Annotated in this window: 20 protein-coding genes and 1 pseudogene; 9 read left to right on the top strand and 12 right to left on the bottom strand. The window is 35.3% G+C overall.

Annotated features, from left to right (window positions below; all coding sequences use genetic code 11):
- The first annotated feature begins 416 nt into the window (after window positions 1–416).
- Both M997_RS05490 and htpX read left to right on the top strand, forming a co-directional pair.
- Window positions 417–977, top strand: coding sequence for a LemA family protein (locus tag M997_RS05490; RefSeq protein ID WP_064719106.1), 561 nt, complete (start codon window positions 417–419; stop codon window positions 975–977).
- Window positions 978–1,055: 78 nt separating this feature from the next.
- Entirely contained in the window at window positions 1,056–2,018 is a 963-nt protein-coding gene (gene htpX, locus M997_RS05485) for a zinc metalloprotease HtpX (protein WP_064719105.1), read from the top strand.
- 90 nt (window positions 2,019–2,108) lie between these two features.
- On the opposite strand, the gene M997_RS05480 is transcribed toward htpX, so the two are convergent.
- The 4 genes from M997_RS05480 to M997_RS05465 all read right to left on the bottom strand — a co-directional run bounded on the left by M997_RS05480 (window position 2,109) and on the right by M997_RS05465 (window position 5,513).
- On the bottom strand, window positions 2,109–2,291 hold the full coding sequence (locus M997_RS05480; protein ID WP_064719104.1) for a DUF2526 family protein: 183 nt from the start codon (window positions 2,289–2,291) through the stop codon (window positions 2,109–2,111).
- A gap of 88 nt (window positions 2,292–2,379) precedes the next feature.
- Complete coding sequence (locus M997_RS05475; RefSeq protein WP_064719103.1) at window positions 2,380–3,612, bottom strand: MFS transporter; 1,233 nt, start codon at window positions 3,610–3,612, stop codon at window positions 2,380–2,382.
- A 198-nt stretch (window positions 3,613–3,810) separates the two neighbouring features.
- The gene (locus tag M997_RS05470) at window positions 3,811–4,581 is read right to left on the bottom strand and encodes an ABC transporter permease (protein ID WP_064719102.1); all 771 of its coding nucleotides are present in this window, start codon (window positions 4,579–4,581) and stop codon (window positions 3,811–3,813) included.
- Entirely contained in the window at window positions 4,578–5,513 is a 936-nt protein-coding gene (locus tag M997_RS05465) for an ABC transporter ATP-binding protein (RefSeq protein WP_064719101.1), read from the bottom strand. Before M997_RS05465 ends, M997_RS05470 begins: the two co-directional genes overlap by 4 nt.
- Before the next feature lie 836 nt (window positions 5,514–6,349).
- Between M997_RS05465 and can the strand changes: the two genes are divergently transcribed.
- The 3 genes and pseudogenes from can to M997_RS05455 all read left to right on the top strand — a co-directional run bounded on the left by can (window position 6,350) and on the right by M997_RS05455 (window position 7,637).
- Window positions 6,350–7,003, top strand: coding sequence for a carbonate dehydratase (gene can, locus M997_RS05460; RefSeq protein WP_064719100.1), 654 nt, complete (start codon window positions 6,350–6,352; stop codon window positions 7,001–7,003).
- A gap of 186 nt (window positions 7,004–7,189) precedes the next feature.
- Window positions 7,190–7,318, top strand: a pseudogene (locus M997_RS17920) (type II toxin-antitoxin system HigB family toxin); the annotation flags it as partial.
- Window positions 7,305–7,637 carry a transcriptional regulator gene (locus M997_RS05455; protein ID WP_338066115.1) on the top strand — a complete coding sequence of 111 codons (333 nt, stop codon included), beginning with the start codon at window positions 7,305–7,307 and terminating at the stop codon, window positions 7,635–7,637. The pseudogene M997_RS17920 and the gene M997_RS05455, both read left to right, overlap by 14 nt.
- Before the next feature lie 172 nt (window positions 7,638–7,809).
- Here M997_RS05455 and hpt read toward each other — a convergent pair whose 3' ends face one another.
- Together hpt and cueO are read right to left on the bottom strand one after the other, a co-directional pair.
- Window positions 7,810–8,352 (bottom strand): hypoxanthine phosphoribosyltransferase, encoded by a 543-nt coding sequence (gene hpt / locus M997_RS05450; RefSeq protein WP_064719099.1) that lies wholly within the window; start codon window positions 8,350–8,352, stop codon window positions 7,810–7,812.
- Window positions 8,353–8,511: 159 nt separating this feature from the next.
- A complete protein-coding gene (cueO, locus tag M997_RS05445) occupies window positions 8,512–10,098 on the bottom strand; it encodes a multicopper oxidase CueO (RefSeq protein WP_064719098.1) in 1,587 nt (528 codons plus the stop codon).
- A gap of 214 nt (window positions 10,099–10,312) precedes the next feature.
- Here cueO and M997_RS05440 point away from each other — a divergent pair, with 214 nt between their 5' ends.
- Window positions 10,313–10,663, top strand: coding sequence for a YacC family pilotin-like protein (locus M997_RS05440; RefSeq protein WP_064719097.1), 351 nt, complete (start codon window positions 10,313–10,315; stop codon window positions 10,661–10,663).
- Window positions 10,664–10,816: 153 nt separating this feature from the next.
- Here M997_RS05440 and M997_RS05435 read toward each other — a convergent pair whose 3' ends face one another.
- Window positions 10,817–11,866 carry an AbrB family transcriptional regulator gene (locus M997_RS05435; RefSeq protein WP_064719096.1) on the bottom strand — a complete coding sequence of 350 codons (1,050 nt, stop codon included), beginning with the start codon at window positions 11,864–11,866 and terminating at the stop codon, window positions 10,817–10,819.
- A gap of 116 nt (window positions 11,867–11,982) precedes the next feature.
- Here M997_RS05435 and M997_RS05430 point away from each other — a divergent pair, with 116 nt between their 5' ends.
- The gene (locus tag M997_RS05430; protein ID WP_064719095.1) at window positions 11,983–12,393 is read left to right on the top strand and encodes a GNAT family N-acetyltransferase; all 411 of its coding nucleotides are present in this window, start codon (window positions 11,983–11,985) and stop codon (window positions 12,391–12,393) included.
- A 19-nt stretch (window positions 12,394–12,412) separates the two neighbouring features.
- Here M997_RS05430 and M997_RS05425 read toward each other — a convergent pair whose 3' ends face one another.
- The 4 genes from M997_RS05425 to M997_RS05410 all read right to left on the bottom strand — a co-directional run bounded on the left by M997_RS05425 (window position 12,413) and on the right by M997_RS05410 (window position 16,244).
- A complete protein-coding gene (locus M997_RS05425) occupies window positions 12,413–12,937 on the bottom strand; it encodes a hypothetical protein (protein WP_064719094.1) in 525 nt (174 codons plus the stop codon).
- A gap of 33 nt (window positions 12,938–12,970) precedes the next feature.
- Window positions 12,971–14,707, bottom strand: a complete 1,737-nt coding sequence (locus tag M997_RS05420; RefSeq protein WP_064719093.1) for a hypothetical protein — start codon at window positions 14,705–14,707, stop codon at window positions 12,971–12,973.
- A gap of 208 nt (window positions 14,708–14,915) precedes the next feature.
- Window positions 14,916–15,548 carry a helix-turn-helix transcriptional regulator gene (locus M997_RS05415; protein ID WP_064719092.1) on the bottom strand — a complete coding sequence of 211 codons (633 nt, stop codon included), beginning with the start codon at window positions 15,546–15,548 and terminating at the stop codon, window positions 14,916–14,918.
- 63 nt (window positions 15,549–15,611) lie between these two features.
- Window positions 15,612–16,244 (bottom strand): TetR/AcrR family transcriptional regulator, encoded by a 633-nt coding sequence (locus M997_RS05410; protein ID WP_064719091.1) that lies wholly within the window; start codon window positions 16,242–16,244, stop codon window positions 15,612–15,614.
- A gap of 232 nt (window positions 16,245–16,476) precedes the next feature.
- Between M997_RS05410 and M997_RS05405 the strand changes: the two genes are divergently transcribed.
- Both M997_RS05405 and M997_RS05400 read left to right on the top strand, forming a co-directional pair.
- Entirely contained in the window at window positions 16,477–17,688 is a 1,212-nt protein-coding gene (locus M997_RS05405; protein ID WP_064719090.1) for a Tm-1-like ATP-binding domain-containing protein, read from the top strand.
- Window positions 17,689–17,703: 15 nt separating this feature from the next.
- The gene (locus tag M997_RS05400) at window positions 17,704–18,531 is read left to right on the top strand and encodes a phosphoenolpyruvate hydrolase family protein (RefSeq protein WP_064719089.1); all 828 of its coding nucleotides are present in this window, start codon (window positions 17,704–17,706) and stop codon (window positions 18,529–18,531) included.
- A gap of 86 nt (window positions 18,532–18,617) precedes the next feature.
- On the opposite strand, the gene M997_RS05395 is transcribed toward M997_RS05400, so the two are convergent.
- On the bottom strand, window positions 18,618–19,517 hold the full coding sequence (locus M997_RS05395) for a diaminopimelate dehydrogenase (RefSeq protein WP_064719088.1): 900 nt from the start codon (window positions 19,515–19,517) through the stop codon (window positions 18,618–18,620).
- Window positions 19,518–19,636 lie beyond the last annotated feature (119 nt).

The following is a 19,636-nucleotide window of genomic DNA, read 5'->3' as shown; positions in this document are numbered from 1 at the left end:
TAGGTACTTTGTTATTAATACCAAAGTACCTAAATATATCGATTCACTATCAGATAAACAGCACTTAACGCGTTAATTGAGCCAGCTTCTCTTTTAGCGCTATTCCAAGCGGAATTAGCTTTTCTTTACAATAAATCCCATCGTTAACGCAGCTGCAACCGGTTCCCCTTTTTGATTAAACACTGGGCGTGAAATAGATTATGCGCCAGAAATTATTTCAGGGCTTTTTTATTGGCGTAATATAAATAATAAAAAATAGAATAAAAGATAAAGTAAAAACGACAACTTCTCTTATTTTTATCTGTCACTTTTTATGGTGGAATAATCGTCTGGCTATATTGCTAAATAGTAGGCAAAATTAGCCCTTATGGATCAACGGATTTTCCTGTTTACTATTAAAAAGAGAGCGTTTCACCATGACTGGATTAATTATTACCATCGCTGTATTAGGTCTAATTTTTTATTACTACAACCGAATTATCACTATGCGTGAAGCGGTTATCTCTAGTGAAACAGAAATTTCGGTACAACTTGATCGTCGAGGAAAAGTTTTTGATAGCTTATTAGCCACCGTAAAAAAATACCTCAGCCATGAATCTGACGTTTTTACTCGAATTACTCAATTGCGGACACAGGCACAAAGTGCAAATAGCCAAGAAGCAAAAGCAGCAGAAGATGAATTATCAAAAATCGTTTCTAGCGGCGCTATTAATGTCGCAGTGGAAAATTATCCTGAATTAAAATCAGATACCATTATGGCAAATCTACAAGAAGAGATTGTTTCAACTGAAAATAAACTCTCTTTTGCTAAGCGTGGTTATAATCGTACCTTAGAACAATATCGTGCATTTATTGCCTCTATTCCGGCAGTATTTATCGTCAAAATATTCCCAAGCTTAGTCATTAACAAAGAATACTGGCGCCTTGATGAAGCAACTATTAAATCTGAAGAGAACCGCCGTATTAATTTTGATTAATTCTGTTATTAAGGTAAGCCACTTTTTACAAATAGATTGATAAAAACAGCACTTAACAGTGCTGTTTGGAGTCACTAAATGGATTTCAGAAATGTTCTACGTAAAAACACAATCCGCACTCGTTTTGTTATTGCCACTTATTTATTACTGATGTTAATTATTGGCCTATTAGTCGATACCGCGATAGGCGCAGATCCTCGATTAGATTTAGTCGATAATATGCTGGCATTTCTGACATTCCAATCACTCCCTATTGCCTCATTTATTATTTTAGCTATCTCTATTATTTTATTGATTATCATCCATTTTAAAGGGCATAAGATCATGTTAACGGGAATGAATGCCCGTTTAATTAGCCCTGATGAAACCCATAATGCACAAGAGCGACAGCTACTTAATATTGTTGAAGAACTCAGTTTAAGCGCAACATTAGGTTATATTCCTAAGCTTTATATTATTGATACATCAGAAGCTAATGCATTTGCTGCTGGTTGGTCTGCTAAAAATGCCATTATTGGCGTTACAACAGGTTTATTAAATCGCCTTAACCGCCAAGAAATACAAGCGGTATTAGCTCATGAAACTGGACATATTATTCATGGTGACTCACGCTTAACCCTCTATGTGGGCATATTAGCTAACGTTATTCTTACTGTAACCAATATCTTTGGTAGCCGTTTTTATATTGCGTCTAATAGCCGTGGTAAAAGTAACGATGCCGCAAGTAAAGCACGATTAATACTGATTATTCTAAATCTGGTATTACCGATTATTACTCAAGTGCTCTATTTTTATTTATCTCGTACACGTGAATATATGGCAGATGCTGCCGCAGTCGATTTAACTCAAGATAACCAAGCAATGATTAATGCGCTAAAGAAAATTTCAGCACAACATGAAACTGAAAATTTTGAAGATGGCTCAACAGGTCGTGCTTATCGTAAAGCAGCCTTTATTTTTAATAAAGGAGATTCAATATTTTCGACTCACCCATCAATTGAAAATAGAATTGCAGCACTTGAAGGTAGAAAAACCTTTTAAATATATTTGCGTTAACTCGACAGAATACAAATAAAAAAGCGTTTACCCTCTATAAGCAAACGCTTTTTTTATCAATTTAATTAATGCCAATTAACGTTGTTTTTCACCATGATGAAAAATAGCATTGCGTAAACGTTCTTGCTGTTCATAGCGTTGTGGAAATTCAATTGTCTTGTCTTTACCCAACTCAACTAAAAGCTCGTTCATGGTTTGAATACTAGTTGTGGCAATAGCTTCATCAACTTGTTTAACCACATCATCGTAATGAGACATTTTAATCCTCTTTTCTCATAAAATTCTTAAGCACTATGATATTACAACAACGGTGGTTATGTATTTTTTAGTATCAAAAAAAACGTGATTAAATGGTATTTAGTGGCTGATCCTTTGTCTCTTTACCTAATAGCATCACGGCTAATATTCCTATCACTATCGAAATACTAAAAATAAGGAAAATAGAACTTATTTCAAATTGATATTGCACTAAATATCCCACCAGCAATGGTCCTAAAATACCACCAATTCGCCCTATTGCGGTTGCGGTTCCTGTGCCTGTTGCTCGTATTCCATCAGGATATTGCTCTGGAGTATAAGCATATAAAGCGCCCCAAGCCCCTAAATTAAAAAACGAAAGCAACATACCAAAAACAAGCAATGTCGTCGTTGAATCTGCACAACTAAAGTAATAAGCACTCACCGCAGTACCTGCAAGGTAACTCACTAAAACGAACTTTCGGCCATAACGCTCAATTAACCACGCCGCGGTAAAATAGCCCGGTAATTGCGCCAGTGTCATGATCAATACATATTGAAAACTTTTAATTAAACTAAAACCTTTAAGCATCGCCACACTTGGTAACCAAAGGAAAATACCGTAATAAGAAAATACTACGCAAAACCATAAAATCCACAGCATTAAGGTTGAGCGACGATATTGAGGCGACCAGATCAGCGCCATTGATTGGCGAATAGATAAACGTGTTTTCTTTTGTGATACATAAGTAGAGGTAGGCTCAGGCAATTTTGCGCGTAAATAAATAGCATAAACAGCAGGTAATGCACTGAGTAGCATCGCTATACGCCAGCCATAATCAGGAATAATAAAATATGCAATTAACGCCGCTATTAGCCATCCAACAGCCCAAAAGCTTTCGAGTAGTACCACAATTCGTCCACGCTCATGGGTTTCAACACTTTCACTGACTAAGGTTGAAGCAACGGGCAATTCTCCACCTAGCCCCATTCCAATAAAAAAGCGCAAAATCAACACGATCATAAGTGAACTTGCCATTGCGGTTAAGCCACATCCCAAACTAAACAGTAGTAGCGTAAAGATAAAAACGGGTTTTCTACCTTTTCTGTCAGCCATGATGCCAAAAACAAAAGCGCCGACAGCCATCCCTATTGAGTTTACACTGCCAATCCACCCTAATTGAGATGCTGTTAGCCCCCAATCTTCTTTTAACGCTGTTAATAAAAAAGCTAATAACCCCACATCCATTGCATCAAAAGTCCAGCCCATACCTGCAATACACAAAAGTTTATTACGAGAAAGTGGTGCTGATACCTTTTCTGTTTGACTTGCCGTTGTCATTTCAGTTTCCTACTTTACCCTGTCAAAGTGTTTAGTATACTAAACAACAAAAGTGATTTTGTTAATAGCAAAAATGAAATTTAAAGAAAAATTAACATTAACAACAGAAAAAGGGTAAAAAAAAATCGATATCTGAATAAAAGATATCGATTTTATATTTTTTAGCTTTTTTATAAGTTATTTAATTAAACCGTTTGATTAGCTTCTTAAACCACGGCCTTTTTCAATTAAATACCAAGCAAGAGCGTAAAATATGGCAATAAATAAACACAATACACTAATGGTGATCGTTAAAGAGACATCTGTAATACCGAGGAAACCATAACGGAACCCACTGATCATATAAACTATTGGGTTTAATTTAGAAACGCCCTGCCAAAATTCAGGAAGCAGTGTTAATGAATAAAATACCCCACCTAAATAGGTTAACGGCGTTAATACAAAAGTAGGAATGATGCTAATATCATCAAAAGTTTTAGCAAAAATCGCATTTAATAGCCCCGCAAGAGAAAACACTATCGAGGTCATTAATAATGTCACTACCACCATTGTCCATGAATGAATTTCTAATGGGACAAAAAAGAGTGAAATTAAAGTAACTAATATTCCGACACAAACACCACGAGCAACACCGCCACCAACAAATCCAGCAATAACAACATGAGTAGGGACTGGTGATACTAATAATTCCTCAATACTACGCTGGAATTTAGCGCCAAAAAATGAAGAAGAGACATTAGCATATGAGTTTGTTATTACTGCCATCATAATCAGGCCAGGAACAATAAACTGCATATAATCCACTCCCCCCATATCGCCAATTCGTTTACCAATTAAATTGCCGAAAATAACGAAATAAAGTGACATCGTAATAACAGGTGGAATTAATGTTTGCACCCAAATACGACCAAAACGAGTCACTTCTTTTATCCAAATAGTTTTGAGGGCTACCCAATAAAGCTGAATCATTCCCTCTCTCCTTCTTGTGTATGATCTTCATTCACTAAATGCACAAATAACTCTTCAAGACGATTAGCTTTATTTCGCATACTTAATACTTGAATACCTTGCGCATTTAATTGAGCAAAAACACTGCTTAATCCCTGTTCTCTTTTTACATCAACTTCTAAAGTTGAAGTATCCATTAAACGATATTGATAGTTCTGTAATTCAGGTAGTGGGCTTTTAGGTGCCAAGTCTAAAATAAAGGTTTCAGACTCTAATTTACCTAATAAATTTTTCATGCTGGTATTTTCAACCAGCTCACCACGTTGAATAATACCAATATTCCGACAGAGCATTTCTGCTTCTTCAAGATAGTGAGTGGTTAAAATAATCGTAGTACCTTCAGCATTAAGCTGTTTTAAAAACGTCCACATAGAACGACGCAATTCAATATCAACACCAGCTGTTGGTTCATCGAGAATAAGCAATTTAGGTTGATGCATAAGCGCACGAGCAATCATTAAGCGGCGCTTCATCCCCCCAGATAAAAAACGTGCTCGGTCGTCTTTTTTCTCCCATAAATCAAGTTGGGTTAAATAAATTTCGGCACGTTCTAAAGCAAGCTTACGCGGCACACCGTAATAACCCGCTTGGTTTATTACAATTTGCAAAACGGTTTCAAAAGGATTGAAATTGAATTCTTGTGGCACTAATCCGAGTTGGCGTTTAGCATTTACCATATCGGTATCCGTATCGTAACCAAATACTTTTACCTTACCGCTACTTTTATTAACGAGTGAGCTGATGATACCAATTGTGGTTGATTTACCCGCACCATTAGGGCCCAACAGTGCGTAAAAATCACCCGCTTCAACAGTAAGATTAATACCTTTTAACGCTTTTACACCATTGTGGTAAGTTTTCGTTAATTCGGCTAACTCCAATGCATAAGTCATAAGTGGAAATTACCTTTTATCAACTGCATTATTCAGCATTTACTGAGCTGAAATCAGAAAATAGCTATTCAACTAAGCACGACAAAAATCGATTAACTTAGAAAAGTTGCTTAGTTCAATAGGATCAAAATGGAATAAGTTATTCTAGAGAAAAATCAGTACCAAATAAACTGTTTTACGACTTATGACACAAATGAATAAATAAACAAATATTAACAATTCACTTGTAAAACAAGGTCGTTAAACCCAAAGAAGATAGACCTAATCGTGCTATTTTACATCTATTTCTTGCTATTATTCCTAACATAAGAACAAATAGTTTCACTTTGTTACCATTTAATTTATTTGATATCAATAAATTTGTTGCCTTTATTGCTCAATCTTACTGAAAGATATTATTTTAATCTTTATTATCGTCACCTACTCTTTGATTAAATTATTTTAAAACAGACTTTATTGATTAATAATCAAAAAGATAATTAAACACATAAGATTTTTTTATAAAAAAACACATAAAATACTTATGAAAAACATAGAATAACAATATTAACAAACAGTTATCTTTTAGCGCATTTGATTTACATCAAATAATGTATTGATAAATTCATTAAACAAATGCTATAAAAAGATCTATCTTATTTTAAAGGAATAAAACATAGGTAGTTATCTGTCATTAGGCGCTAAAAAAGCCCTCTGATTAATTCACAAGTAATGGTATAAAAATACCCTTTCTTAACGGATCTTTCGCATCCAATAATAATACCAAAGCTATTTCGTGTTGGCGTACTGTGTCAGCGCAAATGGTTGGAAACCGAATTTACAGGCAGTCATACGACATGATGAGAAAAATTGAAGAGCTGTTATCTAATAACAAGCAATGGTCAGAATCTGTTACTGAAGAAAATCCTCAGTTTTTTAAAGATCTCTGTAAAGGCCAAAAACCACACTTTTTATGGATAGGTTGCTCTGACAGCCGAGTTCCCGCTGAAAAATTAATTAACGCAGCCCCTGGTGATTTATTTGTTCACCGTAATGTTGCCAACCTCGTTATTCATACAGATTTAAACTGTCTTTCTGTGATCCAATATGCAGTTGATGTGCTGCAAGTTGAACACATTATTGTTTGTGGTCACTATGGCTGCGGCGGTATTGAGGCAGCAATTGAAGGCACTGAACTTGGTCTAATCAATAACTGGTTACTTCATATTCGTGATATTTGGTATAAGCATAGCTCAATGTTAGGCGAACTAGCACCGCAAGATAGACTCAATCTACTCTGTGAGCTAAATGTAATTGAACAAGTTTATAATCTTGGTCACTCAACTATCATGCAAGCAGCATGGAAGCGTGGGCAAAAAGTGATGATCCACGGTTGGGTTTATGGTTTAAATAATGGTGAATTACACGATTTAGATGTGACTTCAGACAGCCGCGAAAAACTAGAGCTCTCTTATCGCCAATCAATGGCTAAGTTAAGCCATCCACGTTAATCTTAAAATATCAAAATTATAATTAAGGCCCTAAAAGCTGATATTTAGCTTTGGGTCTTCTCACTTAATTTTCATCCTCCTTCTTTCTTTTACATAAAATAATCCCACCATTGTTGCCAAAATTATGCGCAAGCACTTGCTGATACTTATAGAACATTAAAATGCGATACCTATCCAACGCCAACAGAGTTAAAAAAAGTATTCCCAAGCTTAGATAGGATGAAATCTAGAGAAAAATGGTGGGTCATTGATATTGGTGGGAATACAATAAACTTACGGACTACTATCGAAGAACAAAAGAATGATAATTATTGATGCTATTAAGGCTGCAAATAGCCTAGTGAATATAGTTCCTATTCTTGGTGGTAGCCATTTTCGTAAAGACTATGAAGATAGTATCAAACTGGTTGAATATTTGGTTGAACACGACCCTGATAATCCTTTAATTGATATGCTTTGTACTAAAATTGATGAATATAAAAACAACGCACCCAAATTCAACATTTTCAACGAAAAAATCAATAAATGTGATGATGCTATTGCCGTTTTGCGTACGTTAATAGATCAATACAATCTTAATACAACAGATTTTCAAAATGAGTTAGACTCCCGTTCTTATATTAGTCGTATTTAAAATGGTGAGCGTAATTAACACCAGAGCACATCCAAAAGCTGGCATCTCGCTTTAATTTATCTGTATCTCTATTTATCAAATAATATAATTTTCAAATCGATATCAAACAAAAATCCGCTTATGCGGATCCTTGTTTAGTCTAATAAGTCGGTACTTATGGCGCTAAATAAAATTATTCATCTAGTAAAGTTACATGGCCAATATAAGGCAGATGACGATAACGTTGCGCATAATCGATGCCATAACCGATAACAAACTTATCTTCTATAGAATAGCCAATCCACTCAACTGGCACATCAACTTCACGACGAGAAGGTTTATCCAGTAAAGTGCAAATAGAAATAGAAGCCGGCTCACGTAGGCTTAAGATCTCACTAACACGATTTAAGGTATTACCTGAGTCAATAATATCTTCAACAATCAGAACATCTTTACCACGAATATCTTCATCAAGATCTTTAATGATTTTAACGTCACGCGTTGACGTCATACCATTACCGTAACTTGAAACTGTCATAAAATCGACTTCATGAGGTGTTTCAATTTCACGGCATAAATCGGCCATAAAAATAAAAGAACCTTTAAGTAAACCGATTAAGACCAGATCATGTTTCTCTTGACGAGGAGTGTAATGTTCGGTGATTTCACGACCTAATTCAGCAATACGCTGTTTGATCTCTTCTTCAGAGATCATGACATCAACAATATGTTTCATGATTTATTTCGATTGGGTTAACGTGGAAAGCAACCGATTGTACCAGAACTTCCTTCATCATGCGACGATCTGATTTGATGAAAATAAGGGCATAAAATATCAATCTTATGCCCTTATTTAATTTATCTTGCTGATATTGCAGGCTATTACAGTGAAATACTACTTACTTACAGTAAAACCTAACATCATGCCAGTATCTTCATGTTCTAATAAATGACAGTGCGCCATAAATGGATGTGCTTGTGTCGCTAAATGGTCAAACTTCACTAATATTTCGCTAATTTGCCCCTCTACTTTCACAATATCTTTCCAACCTTGTCGATGTTTTTCTGGGGCTCTACCATTTTCAGTTAAAATACGAAATTGCGTACCATGAACATGGAAAGGATGTAACATCATATCACCACGCCCTGAAACAACCCAACGCTCGTAAACACCTTGTTTTACATCAAAAGCAGGTTCTGTCATGGAAAAAGGAATGCCATTAATACTGTTTGCATTGTGAAGATCAAAATCACCATTAGAATGACCACAACCCTTCATCATGCCGCCGCCCATCATGCCATTTCCATTACCTTGACGCATATGACTCATTCCATGATGCAGCCCAGCTAATGCCTTATCACCGTAACGCTCTGTTAATGCCATCATTCCTTGCATATCTAATCGCATATCCATACGTAAATGTAATGGACGAGTTGCTAGGTTACTTAATGAAGGCAATGCGGGTATAAGCGCGAGCTTATCAGGCAATACACCTTGTGCTTTTTCTGCTGAAGGCAATAAACGTAACACCGGCAATACGTTATCAAATGGCGCTAATACCATTCCCATTTGACGCACGGGTAAAGTGACAATATCAAAATCACGTCCATCCGAAGTATCCACTAATACTTCAAAGCGCTCGCCCATCAAAATAGGTAATTCAGTCACTTTTACTGGTTCTGCCAATAATCCACCATCACTGGCGATAACATACATCGGTCGGCCATCACTGGTGGCTAAATTTAGGCTACGCGCATTACAACCATTTAAGAAACGTAATCTTACCCAACCTTTTGGTACAATATGTTGTGGCTGAATAGCGCCATTAGTTAGCATCATATCGCCAAACCAACCAATGGCAGCACTCATTACATCAAGCTGATAATCAATTTGCCCTTCGCTGTTTAAACGTTTGTCTTGCAAAATTACGGGTAAATCATCAACTCCCCAGCGTTTAGGTAATTTATGCTTTGGTGTTTCATCATCTTCAATGATCACCAAACCACCTAATCCCATGGCGACTTGTTGGCCTGTAATTCCATGAGTATGAGGGTGGAACCAACATGTCGATTCTGCTTGGTTTGGTGTAAAAGTGACAGTACGAGACTGCCCTGGTGCGATGGTCGCTTGCGGGCCACCATCTTGCTCACCGCTGATTTCTAAGCCATGCCAGTGAACCGTTGTGGTTTCAGGTAATTGGTTATGAATGTCAATTGTGACAGGCTGGCCGCGCTTAAGTTTTAATGCAGGACCAAGTAAATTACCGTTATATCCCCACGTTGTGGTGCTTGCTGAGGGAATAAACTGTGAAATACCTTGTTGAATATTCAGAACAATCTTTTGTTGTGCATCGGGACTAATTTGAGGTGGAATAGCCAATGAAGGCGTGTTACTTTGGGCGAATGCAAGACGACTCCAGCTTGGTAATAGTGTTACTGCACTTAATGTGGCGCCTAATTTTAAAAATTCGCGACGTTGCATGATGTATTCCTTTGAATTAAAACAAGCTACTCTGTTTTTGTCGTAATAAAATCAATAAAGCAGTTCTGTAAACTAATTACAGATGCTAAAGTTTCCCCTTACTGGAAGGTCAATTTAAAACCAGACAAAACAGAAGGTCTTTGCAAAACTTTTAACTTAATTAAGTCAAATAACAAAACTTACGAAATCATCACACTGAGGAATGTCGTAACCAATGAAGAAAATGTTCGCCTTGCTCTGCAGCGTTACACTCTCTTTCGCCACACTTTTTTCTTCGAGTGCAACCGCGTTAACTTATACACAAGCAGAAGACTTGGCTGATTTAACAGCGATCTACCTCTTTTTAAACAAAGATTGTGGTTATGAGCAGGTATCAAAGCAAAAAATAGAAAGAGCCATTTTTATCTTCTCTCGCTCTCAGCAATGGGATGTCACCAACTATTCTTCTTTACCAATGAGCCAATTAAATGAAGATAGTTATCGTGATTTGAAAGGAATAGAAGTGCCACATAATAAGAAATGCCAATTACTCGCCAATAAGTCACTGAGTTTATTAGACTATTAATCGGTAATTTTAAAATAAAATTGCTTAAAGATAACCTCTTATAACTTAATATGTTAATAGAGGTTATCATAAATTTTGTCACTGCACTTTGCGATAATCTTACGTAATTACGTATAAATCCCCAACATTTAAATATCCTAATTGCGACCAGTTTTACTCTTTATTAATATTCGACTTCTTTTGCTTACGCTCATTCCAAAAAAGTGCAACTGAAGGAATACTTTGAATAATCAACATTCTAAAAATATGATTAGACATAACAAAGGCCGCATCGACATTCATCGTAATTGCAGCGAATGTCATCGCTTCCATACTACCTGGCGCCCATGCTAAAACTAAAGTTTCCCAAGGAACACCTGTCAGATAAGCTGCAGAAAATGCGACAATCACTGTTAAAATCACATTAATAATCACGACTTGAACAGAAGAAAAAGCATTTTTAATTAATGATGAAAGAGGAAAAACTACAAAATGAGCACCGATATTCATACCAATTAATACCATGCTCAATTCATTAAGTAGCATAGGAAACGCAATAGGCTCACTGACAAAAGATTGAATTAAAACCGCACTGCCTAAAGAAGTCAGCATAAATGGAGCTGGAAATCGGATTTTCTGTAGCAATAATCCAGAAAACAAACCAACTGCAACAATCAATAAAAGCCAAGTAAAAGAAAGCATCGTCATTTGAGGAAGAGCAAATTCCGGCATATTAGCTTTGTCACCCCCCACTATTATCCCGGCCATAATAATTAGCACCATTAAACGGATAGTGTGAGAAATAACAATTTTTTGTGGTGGTGTTTTAGTGTGATCGGTTAATGCAAGAATAGCTGCCATTGCCCCTGGCACAGCACCAAGCATTGCTTCTTCTTTTGTCCAACCAATATGGCGATAAAACCAAAAATAACTAACAAAAAATTGAATCGCTAAACAAATAACTAAAGTCAGCAGTAAAATAATTAAATTATCTGCGCTGCCTAAATGCACTTGATTAAACATTAAGCCAACAGAAGTTCCTAACGTAAGCTGAATAAAGGTTAGTGTATGTTTAGGAACTGACAATTCAATACCAAACCGAAAAGCAATAATAACCACAATAATAGGCCCAAACATCAGCGCCATAGGTAAGCCTAAAAACGTGAGCCCAGCGCCAATTAATGAGCAAAAAAGAATACCCGGTATAGTTTTTAAGAACGACATTGTTGTGTTATCCAATTTTTTTATTTATTGTTTCTCATCCTAGCATTAGTAAGTTCAATTAATAACTAAATAGTTATAATGAAAGTATCGCTTTTTCTTAATATTAAGAGCCAATTATGCCTCTAAAAATAACTACTAGCCCAACAGCGAATGAAATAAATGAAATTTATGAAGGATTACTTACCCATAATCTTCAATTTATTAGTTTTGATCAATATACTCCTCTAGCTGTATTTAAAGAGGAAAACGGTAAAAAGATCGGTGGAATTAGTGGTGATATATTAGGCAATTGGTTGCGTATTCGTTATTTGTGGGTTGATAGTGCTTATCGTGGACAAAAAATCGGCACAGAATTACTGCAAACAATAGAAAAAGTTGCTAAAGAAAAAGGAGCCAAATATGCAGAAGTGGATACCTTTAGCTTTCAAGCCCTGCCTTTTTATCAAAAGCAGGGATTTGAAATATTTGGCACGTTAGAGAATTATCCGATTAGTGATAAAAAATATTACCTAAGGAAGATATTATGATGTTTTCTGCTTAAAATATTTATTCATTTTTTTCTAAAGTTGTTAATTTATAATAATCGTTATTCATTTTTAAATTATCTTCATTTAATGTACTACCTTCCAAATCATTACCTAAGTCTTTCATGTTAAGTTCCGTTCTTTTTAATTCCATCTCAATTTTATTTTTTTCTAAAGATTGATCAAGTTTCATTATCGATTTTATTAAAGGTGATAATATCTCTTTATCAAGATTATCCGGATAAAAATACAAACTAATATCTTCCCATTCTAAATTATTATTAGAATAATCAAATTTAATCACATCACTATCTGTTATATTATTATTTTTTGTTTTATCAACTATTTTTTTATTATTCTCTCCTATGCTTTTATTAGAATCACCAATAAAACGAGTCATTAATTCCATAATATTATCTAGTAGTTCTTTTTTTCCAACAAGCATAGAGTAATTAATCTCACCAAAAATATTTTTTAATGTATTTTCTATTTTCCCTCTTATAAAAGAAAGGTTAGTATTATTAGAATTCTCAATTAAATCGGCCATTGAACTAAATGTGATAGCAATATTCTCCGTAGATCATTTTATTTTAGAATAAAAATTATTACTCTCACCTAATTCTACTGAATAATCTGATTCAATATTCTTTAATTGTTCTTGAATATTATGAGTTATATTAGATATGGCTGTTATTTTCTCTAATGAAATCATTAACTCATTTTTTTCAGATTGTGGCGAAGACAAGCTTTCGGTCACTATACTGCTTAAATCATAAAGCTTAGACAGTATATTTCTAATTGCCGTTTGAATAATTGGAGTATCTTTTCTTAGGAGATTAGAATACTCGGCTTTTAAAATTTCATCTAATTCATCTGTATTGCTAATGTATTCTTTTTTTCTCAATTCAGAATCATTGTGACTAATATCTGCATTGTAATCACTACTATAAATACTGGAATAACTACTATGAATACTGGAATAACTACTATGAATACTGGAATAATCTTCACTAAGTGTACTAACAGACGTTATATCACTTATTGAATCAGAGACATTATCATCCACATCGCCTCTGTAACCGCTGCTATTAACACTTATAGTATCATCATCTCTATTTTGAACTTCTATATTACTATCTGTATTTATCCCTATGCTTTGGGTTGTTATTTTTTTCTCGCCCTCATAGTACTCATTCATGTACTCTTTAATCCACCTGTTCTTAGTATCACGATAAGAAATACTTTTTCCAGAGTCATGATATTCTTCATTAAGTATTGTGTGCATTATCTCATGCAATTTATCAGGTATGTTTTTATCAAAAATATTATTCAATGCATCGAGAGGGCTCTCTGAGATGGAAACTAAGAAATTAACTTTAGAAAGGAATTTTTCTTTCTCATTATTGGAAGAAAAATTAGCTAAAGTACTCTTATTTTCTTTTAATAAAAAAGTTTCATAATGATAGGTGTATATTACTTCACTATATATTTTTTTAATATCACTTTCTTTTACTCTTGAAATTCTTTCTTCAAAGATATTTTTAAATACGTAGGAAAGTTGCTCATCACTAATATCACTCGATTGTCGACAAAAATATTCAGCTCTTTTTAACTCATTTAAATAGTTAAAGAAACTATATCTATCTTTGAAACTTACATTCTCATTTTCTATTAGAGATAGAAAGTGGTCTATTTTTTTTCCTTCTACTATTAATTTATTTTTTAATTCAATGCCTCTTTGTAGACATACTTCTATTTCTGTTCTGTTGCTATTAAAAAATTTATTTATTACCACTTTTAGGATTTCATTCTTATCTATTGAATTTTTCAATTTTTCATTATTATTTATTAATTCTTTCAACTTATCAGGATTATTTACCATTAATTCAGCATCTTGCCTATCATGTATAAAGTCTTTAAAAACATTATTTTTAAGCAATATTATTTTCAACTTATCTCTATTCTCAATCAATGATTTTAATGCATTATCTTTACTTCTTAATTCTTCTTTGTTTTTATTTTCATTTTCAAAACATTCATTATATCTGCCATTTAATATATTCACTTCATCTTTATACCTAACAATATTTCCTTTTCTATTTTCTATTCCCATCCTCTCACTTTGACTCATCATTAATAATGTTGATAATTTTTTCATTGCATTAAATGCTTTTTTCACAAAACTAAACTTTGTCGTTGTATTTGATATATTTTTTATATTTTCTGCAATAACCAATTTATCGTTATCCAAAACAACACGTCTAGTTGAAAACGAAATTTTTTTATCAAAAACACTCAATCCATTTATATTCAACATTTCTCACCTCGATATCTAATTAAATTATTCATCACTTATTTTACTCTTTCCAATATTTTTTATTTATAGAAATCGCACAAGAATAATCGGTTTATTACTTTAAATAAAAATACGGTATATTATTGAAAATAAAAAATATAAATAAAAAAAGATATCAACTAGTGATATCTTTTTTTTAGTTTAGCGCTATTTAAATGACGTCTATCTTTTATTCTTTTAAATCGTTATAAACAGTTGCCCTTGAAACCCCTAGGTATTGTGCAGTTATCTCCATTGCTTTACGTAATGAAAGGTAACCTTCATCTTGTAAGCAAAGCAGTAATTCACGGCGTTGATGTGGTTTAAGTGCTCTTGGTGTGACTGAATAAGTTGCAGAAAATTCATCAATACGTTTTTTCAGCGAATCTTCCGTCACTGAGCTAAAGGTTTCAATAATGTCATTACCTTCTTCAAGGGTTGCAAATTGATTAAGTACCATTTGCAAACCTTTGATCATTGAAATATCAATATTTAAACATAAAGCTGCAACATAATTGCCCTGTTTGTCTTTAATACCGATAGAGGTACTTTTCGCGGTTCTTCCATCAGGGAATTGATTCGGATAATTTGCAACAATTTGTGGAAAGTCGGAAGACTCAATACGCGCCATTCCTAATTCTGTTGCTCTATCTCCTACTTTTCGCCCTGATAGATTATTTTCAATAACCATAATGGTATTTTCACTATCGGTTAGATCATGAAGTACAACTTCACAAAAAGGCGATAATGTTTTACCAATGCCCTGTGCAATGTATTCTAGTTGTTCTACCAGCCACTCTTGGTCTACTGTTTTGTGTGACATAACGATCCTGCAATAGCTAAAACGTAAATGATTGATACAATTTTAACTGATTTATTCAAATAATTAATCGTTATCTGTAGGAAAATCTGACTTTGCCTGATTTAGAATAGCTTTTGCCATCCATTGAGTCATGTCAATGACCTGTTGATCGTCCATTTTCCAGATATCTTTCATTACTAAGAACACTTCTGAGCCATAAATCAGCGAAAATGCTTTAATGACTTTATCCCACATTTCTTCTGGATATTGAGCTTTTAATGGTTCAATAACCTTAAGAAGTATCTCTTTACGGTGGCCGCGAATAAACCGTTTTTCTGTGTATTCACTTGATTGTCTCTCTTTTGCCCACTGCTGTAATGATACTTGCAGCGCTCCGCGTAATGCTCCTTCGTGTTTGAACATTTGTGGATAAGCAAGATTAAGTAATTTTTGTATACGCTGTTGCGTATTATCTTCAGCGACGGGTTTCCAAGCAATGATAGGCGCTAAACTGGCATCAACCGTAGCACTAATCAAATCGCTTTGGGTTGGAAAATAGCGATATGCAGTTGCTCTAGAAACACCCGCATGTGCCGCTAATTCTGATACTGTCGGTAACATTCCCTGCTCAAAAAGCCCCAACGCTGTAGTAACTAATAAATGGTAGGTTCTTTTTCGTGTACCGGACATTGCATCCGTTTCATCACTGTAACTCATAGTAAATCCTTCGCCATTACCATATTTTTGTATGGTTTACTGATTTTATGATAAATCCATAACACTATTAAAGTTTACTTTAGGTGATTAACGCTACCTAATCGATATCTAAAATAGAAAAAATAAAAATAATGAGACACTAGTCTCAAAACGGTGCTATTATAAATGAAACTCAAGTCTCATTATGATTATAATCTATTCGTCAATAATCATAAAAGGTAAGGGAAGGCTAATGAAACAGTATTCTGGCTCTATTTATATTGCGACGACGCTTGATACTAAAAGCGCTGAAATTTTTTATGTCAGTGAATTAATTAGAAAAGCAGGCCTTCCTGTAAAAACCGTCGATTTGACAACTAAGCCCACAGCATTAGAAAGAGAAGCCGATATCACCGCAGCGCAAGTTGCAAGCTTCCACCCTGAGGGCAAAGACGCTGTATTTTGTGGTGATCGAGGAAAAGCTATTGCCGCTATGTCGGTCGCCTTTGAACACTATTTAGCCCACTGCGATGATGTCTTAGCCATTCTTGGGCTAGGCGGCTCAGGGGGAACGGCTCTGATTACACCAGCAATGCAATCTTTGCCAATTGGAATACCTAAATTGATGGTCTCTACGATGGCTTCGGGTGATATTTCCGGATATATCGGTGCCAGTGATATCTCAATGATGTACTCCGTAACTGATGTATCCGGCTTAAACCGCATTTCTCGTAAAGTTTTAAGAAATGCGGCTAATCAAATAGCTGGCGCTGTTTATTTTTACCAAGAAGAACAAGTTGTTGATAGACCAGCGGTAGCGTTAACCATGTTTGGGGTAACAACACCTTGCGTGCAACAACTGACTAAAAAACTTGAAAATAATTATGACTGCCTTGTTTTTCACGCAACAGGAAGTGGCGGAAAAGCGATGGAAAAACTGGCAGACAGTCACTTACTTCATAGTGTGCTCGACCTTACAACAACAGAAGTCTGTGATTATTTGTTTGACGGTGTACTTGCTTGTGATGAAGACCGTTTTGGCGCTATCGCCCGCGCTAAAACCCCTTATATAGGTTCTTGTGGTGCTTTAGATATGGTGAATTTTGGTCGCCCATCTAGCGTACCTGAGAAATATAAAGGGCGTCAGTTTTATCATCATAATGCGCAAGTCACTTTAATGCGTACAACACCAGAGGAAAACCACCAGTTGGGTATTTGGATCGCTGAAAAATTAAATCAGTGTGAAGGACCATTGCGGTTTGTATTACCACAGGGCGGTTTTTCAGCTCTGGATATTGAAGGGGGACCTTTCTGGAACCCTGCTGCTAATCAAGCATTTTTTGATGCATTTATAACAACATTTAAAGAGACAGAGACCCGTAAATTGGTCATCAGTCCTTATCACATAAACTCAGCTGAATTTAGTCAGCAAATTTATGATTTACACCAGGAACTTATTTGTTAACCACGGAGAAGAAGAATGACTCATTCACGTGAAGCGTTACTAAAAAAATTCAATGAAATGATTGCTCGCCATGAACCTATAATTGGTGGTGGCGCAGGTACCGGGCTTTCAGCTAAATGCGAAGAAGCCGGTGGCATTGATCTTATTGTGATTTACAACTCAGGTCGTTATCGCATGGCTGGCCGTGGCTCTTTAGCCGGTTTACTTGCCTATGGTAATGCCAATGAAATCGTTATGGATATGGCAAAAGAGGTCTTGCCTGTCGTGAAACACACCCCTGTACTTGCGGGTGTTAATGGCACAGATCCATTCTGTAATTTTGATAAATTTTTAGATGATGTTAAAGCAACAGGCTTTGCGGGTGTGCAAAACTTTCCAACGGTGGGATTAATCGACGGTAATTTTCGCGCTAACTTAGAAGAAACTGGCATGGGTTACGGACTTGAAGTAGAGATGATCCGTAAAGCTCACGAAAAAGACTTACTAACAACACCTTATGTGTTTAGTCGTGAAGATGCCATTGCTATGGCACAAGCTGGTGCTGATATTATCGTTCCGCATATGGGATTAACCACGGGTGGTAATATTGGGGCTGAAACGGCATTAACCTTAGCCGATTGCGTACCCTTAATTAATGATTGGGCAAAAGCCGCGAAAGCAGTACGTGCTGATGTGATTGTGCTTTGTCATGGCGGCCCTATTGCAACGCCAGAAGATGCTCAATATATTCTTGATAACTGCCCAGATTGCCATGGTTTCTATGGTGCAAGTTCAATGGAACGTTTACCAACCGAAGTGGCATTAACCGCAACAACGAAAGAATTTAAAAGTATTAAACGCTAATCCTAAATCATCAAGTTTGCCTAAGCGTTAATCTATATTGCCCACTGTAATGTGGGCAATATTTTATGCAGAGATCCTTAATTAAATTACACTAATTTAGCTATTAATGTATTTAAATCACCCGCTAAAAAGTTTACTGGTGGAATTTCAATAACGGTATAAGCACCTGCTTGCTGCTTCATACTCGCTCTTGCTGCTGAAACCATAAATTGAGATGTTAATGCCGGATTGTTAATTCTCATTGAATATTCAAATAACTGATTATGTGTCTTGCCTGAAACACCTTTATGCGTCATTTGTACACCATGACCAATATCTTTTAAGCTATCAACACTATCGACTTGTTTAATATGTGTTTCATCTGAAGAGAAATAACTATCTGCCTTAATAGCCTTTTCTACAGCATTAAAATCAGCACCTGCTTTTAATTCAACATAAACCATACGGCGGTGAACACCCGTACCTAATGGAATTGTCATAGAAAGCGCATCTTTTACACCTTCAATTGTTTTAGCTGCAACACTATGACCCATACTCATTCCTGGGCCAAAGTTAGTATAAGTAATTCCTTTTGGTGCCATAGCTAACATTAATGTGCGAATAATAGAATCAGAACCCGGATCCCACCCTGCTGAAATAACAGCAACACGGTCGTGTTTTTTAGCTACGCTATCAAGCTCTGTTTTTAATGCAACGATTTCGCTATGAACATCAAAACTATCTACCGTATTAATACCTAATGCTAAAATAGATTTTGCTAATTCTTTAATTGCCCGTGTTGGTGAACAAAGCAGTGCAACATCAACCTGTCCTAACGTTTTTATATCATTGGTAACAGTAATATTTTGCAGTTCTTCTGGAATATTTGTGCAATCACGACGAACCACACCTACTAATTCAAAATCTTGTGCCGCTTTTACTGCTTCTAAAGCAAATTGGCCAATATTGCCATAACCAACAATAGCAACTTTTATTTTCGTATTCATTTCTTCCCCTGTGCTAGATATTAATCATCTCTTAATAAGAATAGTGATTAAGATCCAACGAATAAACCATATAATAATTTTTTTTGCCAGATATTAATTAATTACGCTATTCCCCTATA

It is taken from the genome of Proteus hauseri ATCC 700826, assembly GCF_001654965.1.
Classification (GTDB): Bacteria; Pseudomonadota; Gammaproteobacteria; order Enterobacterales; family Enterobacteriaceae; genus Proteus; species Proteus hauseri.
The sequence above is the reverse complement of the archived record's forward strand: the minus strand, read 5'-3'. Positions and strand labels throughout refer to the sequence as shown.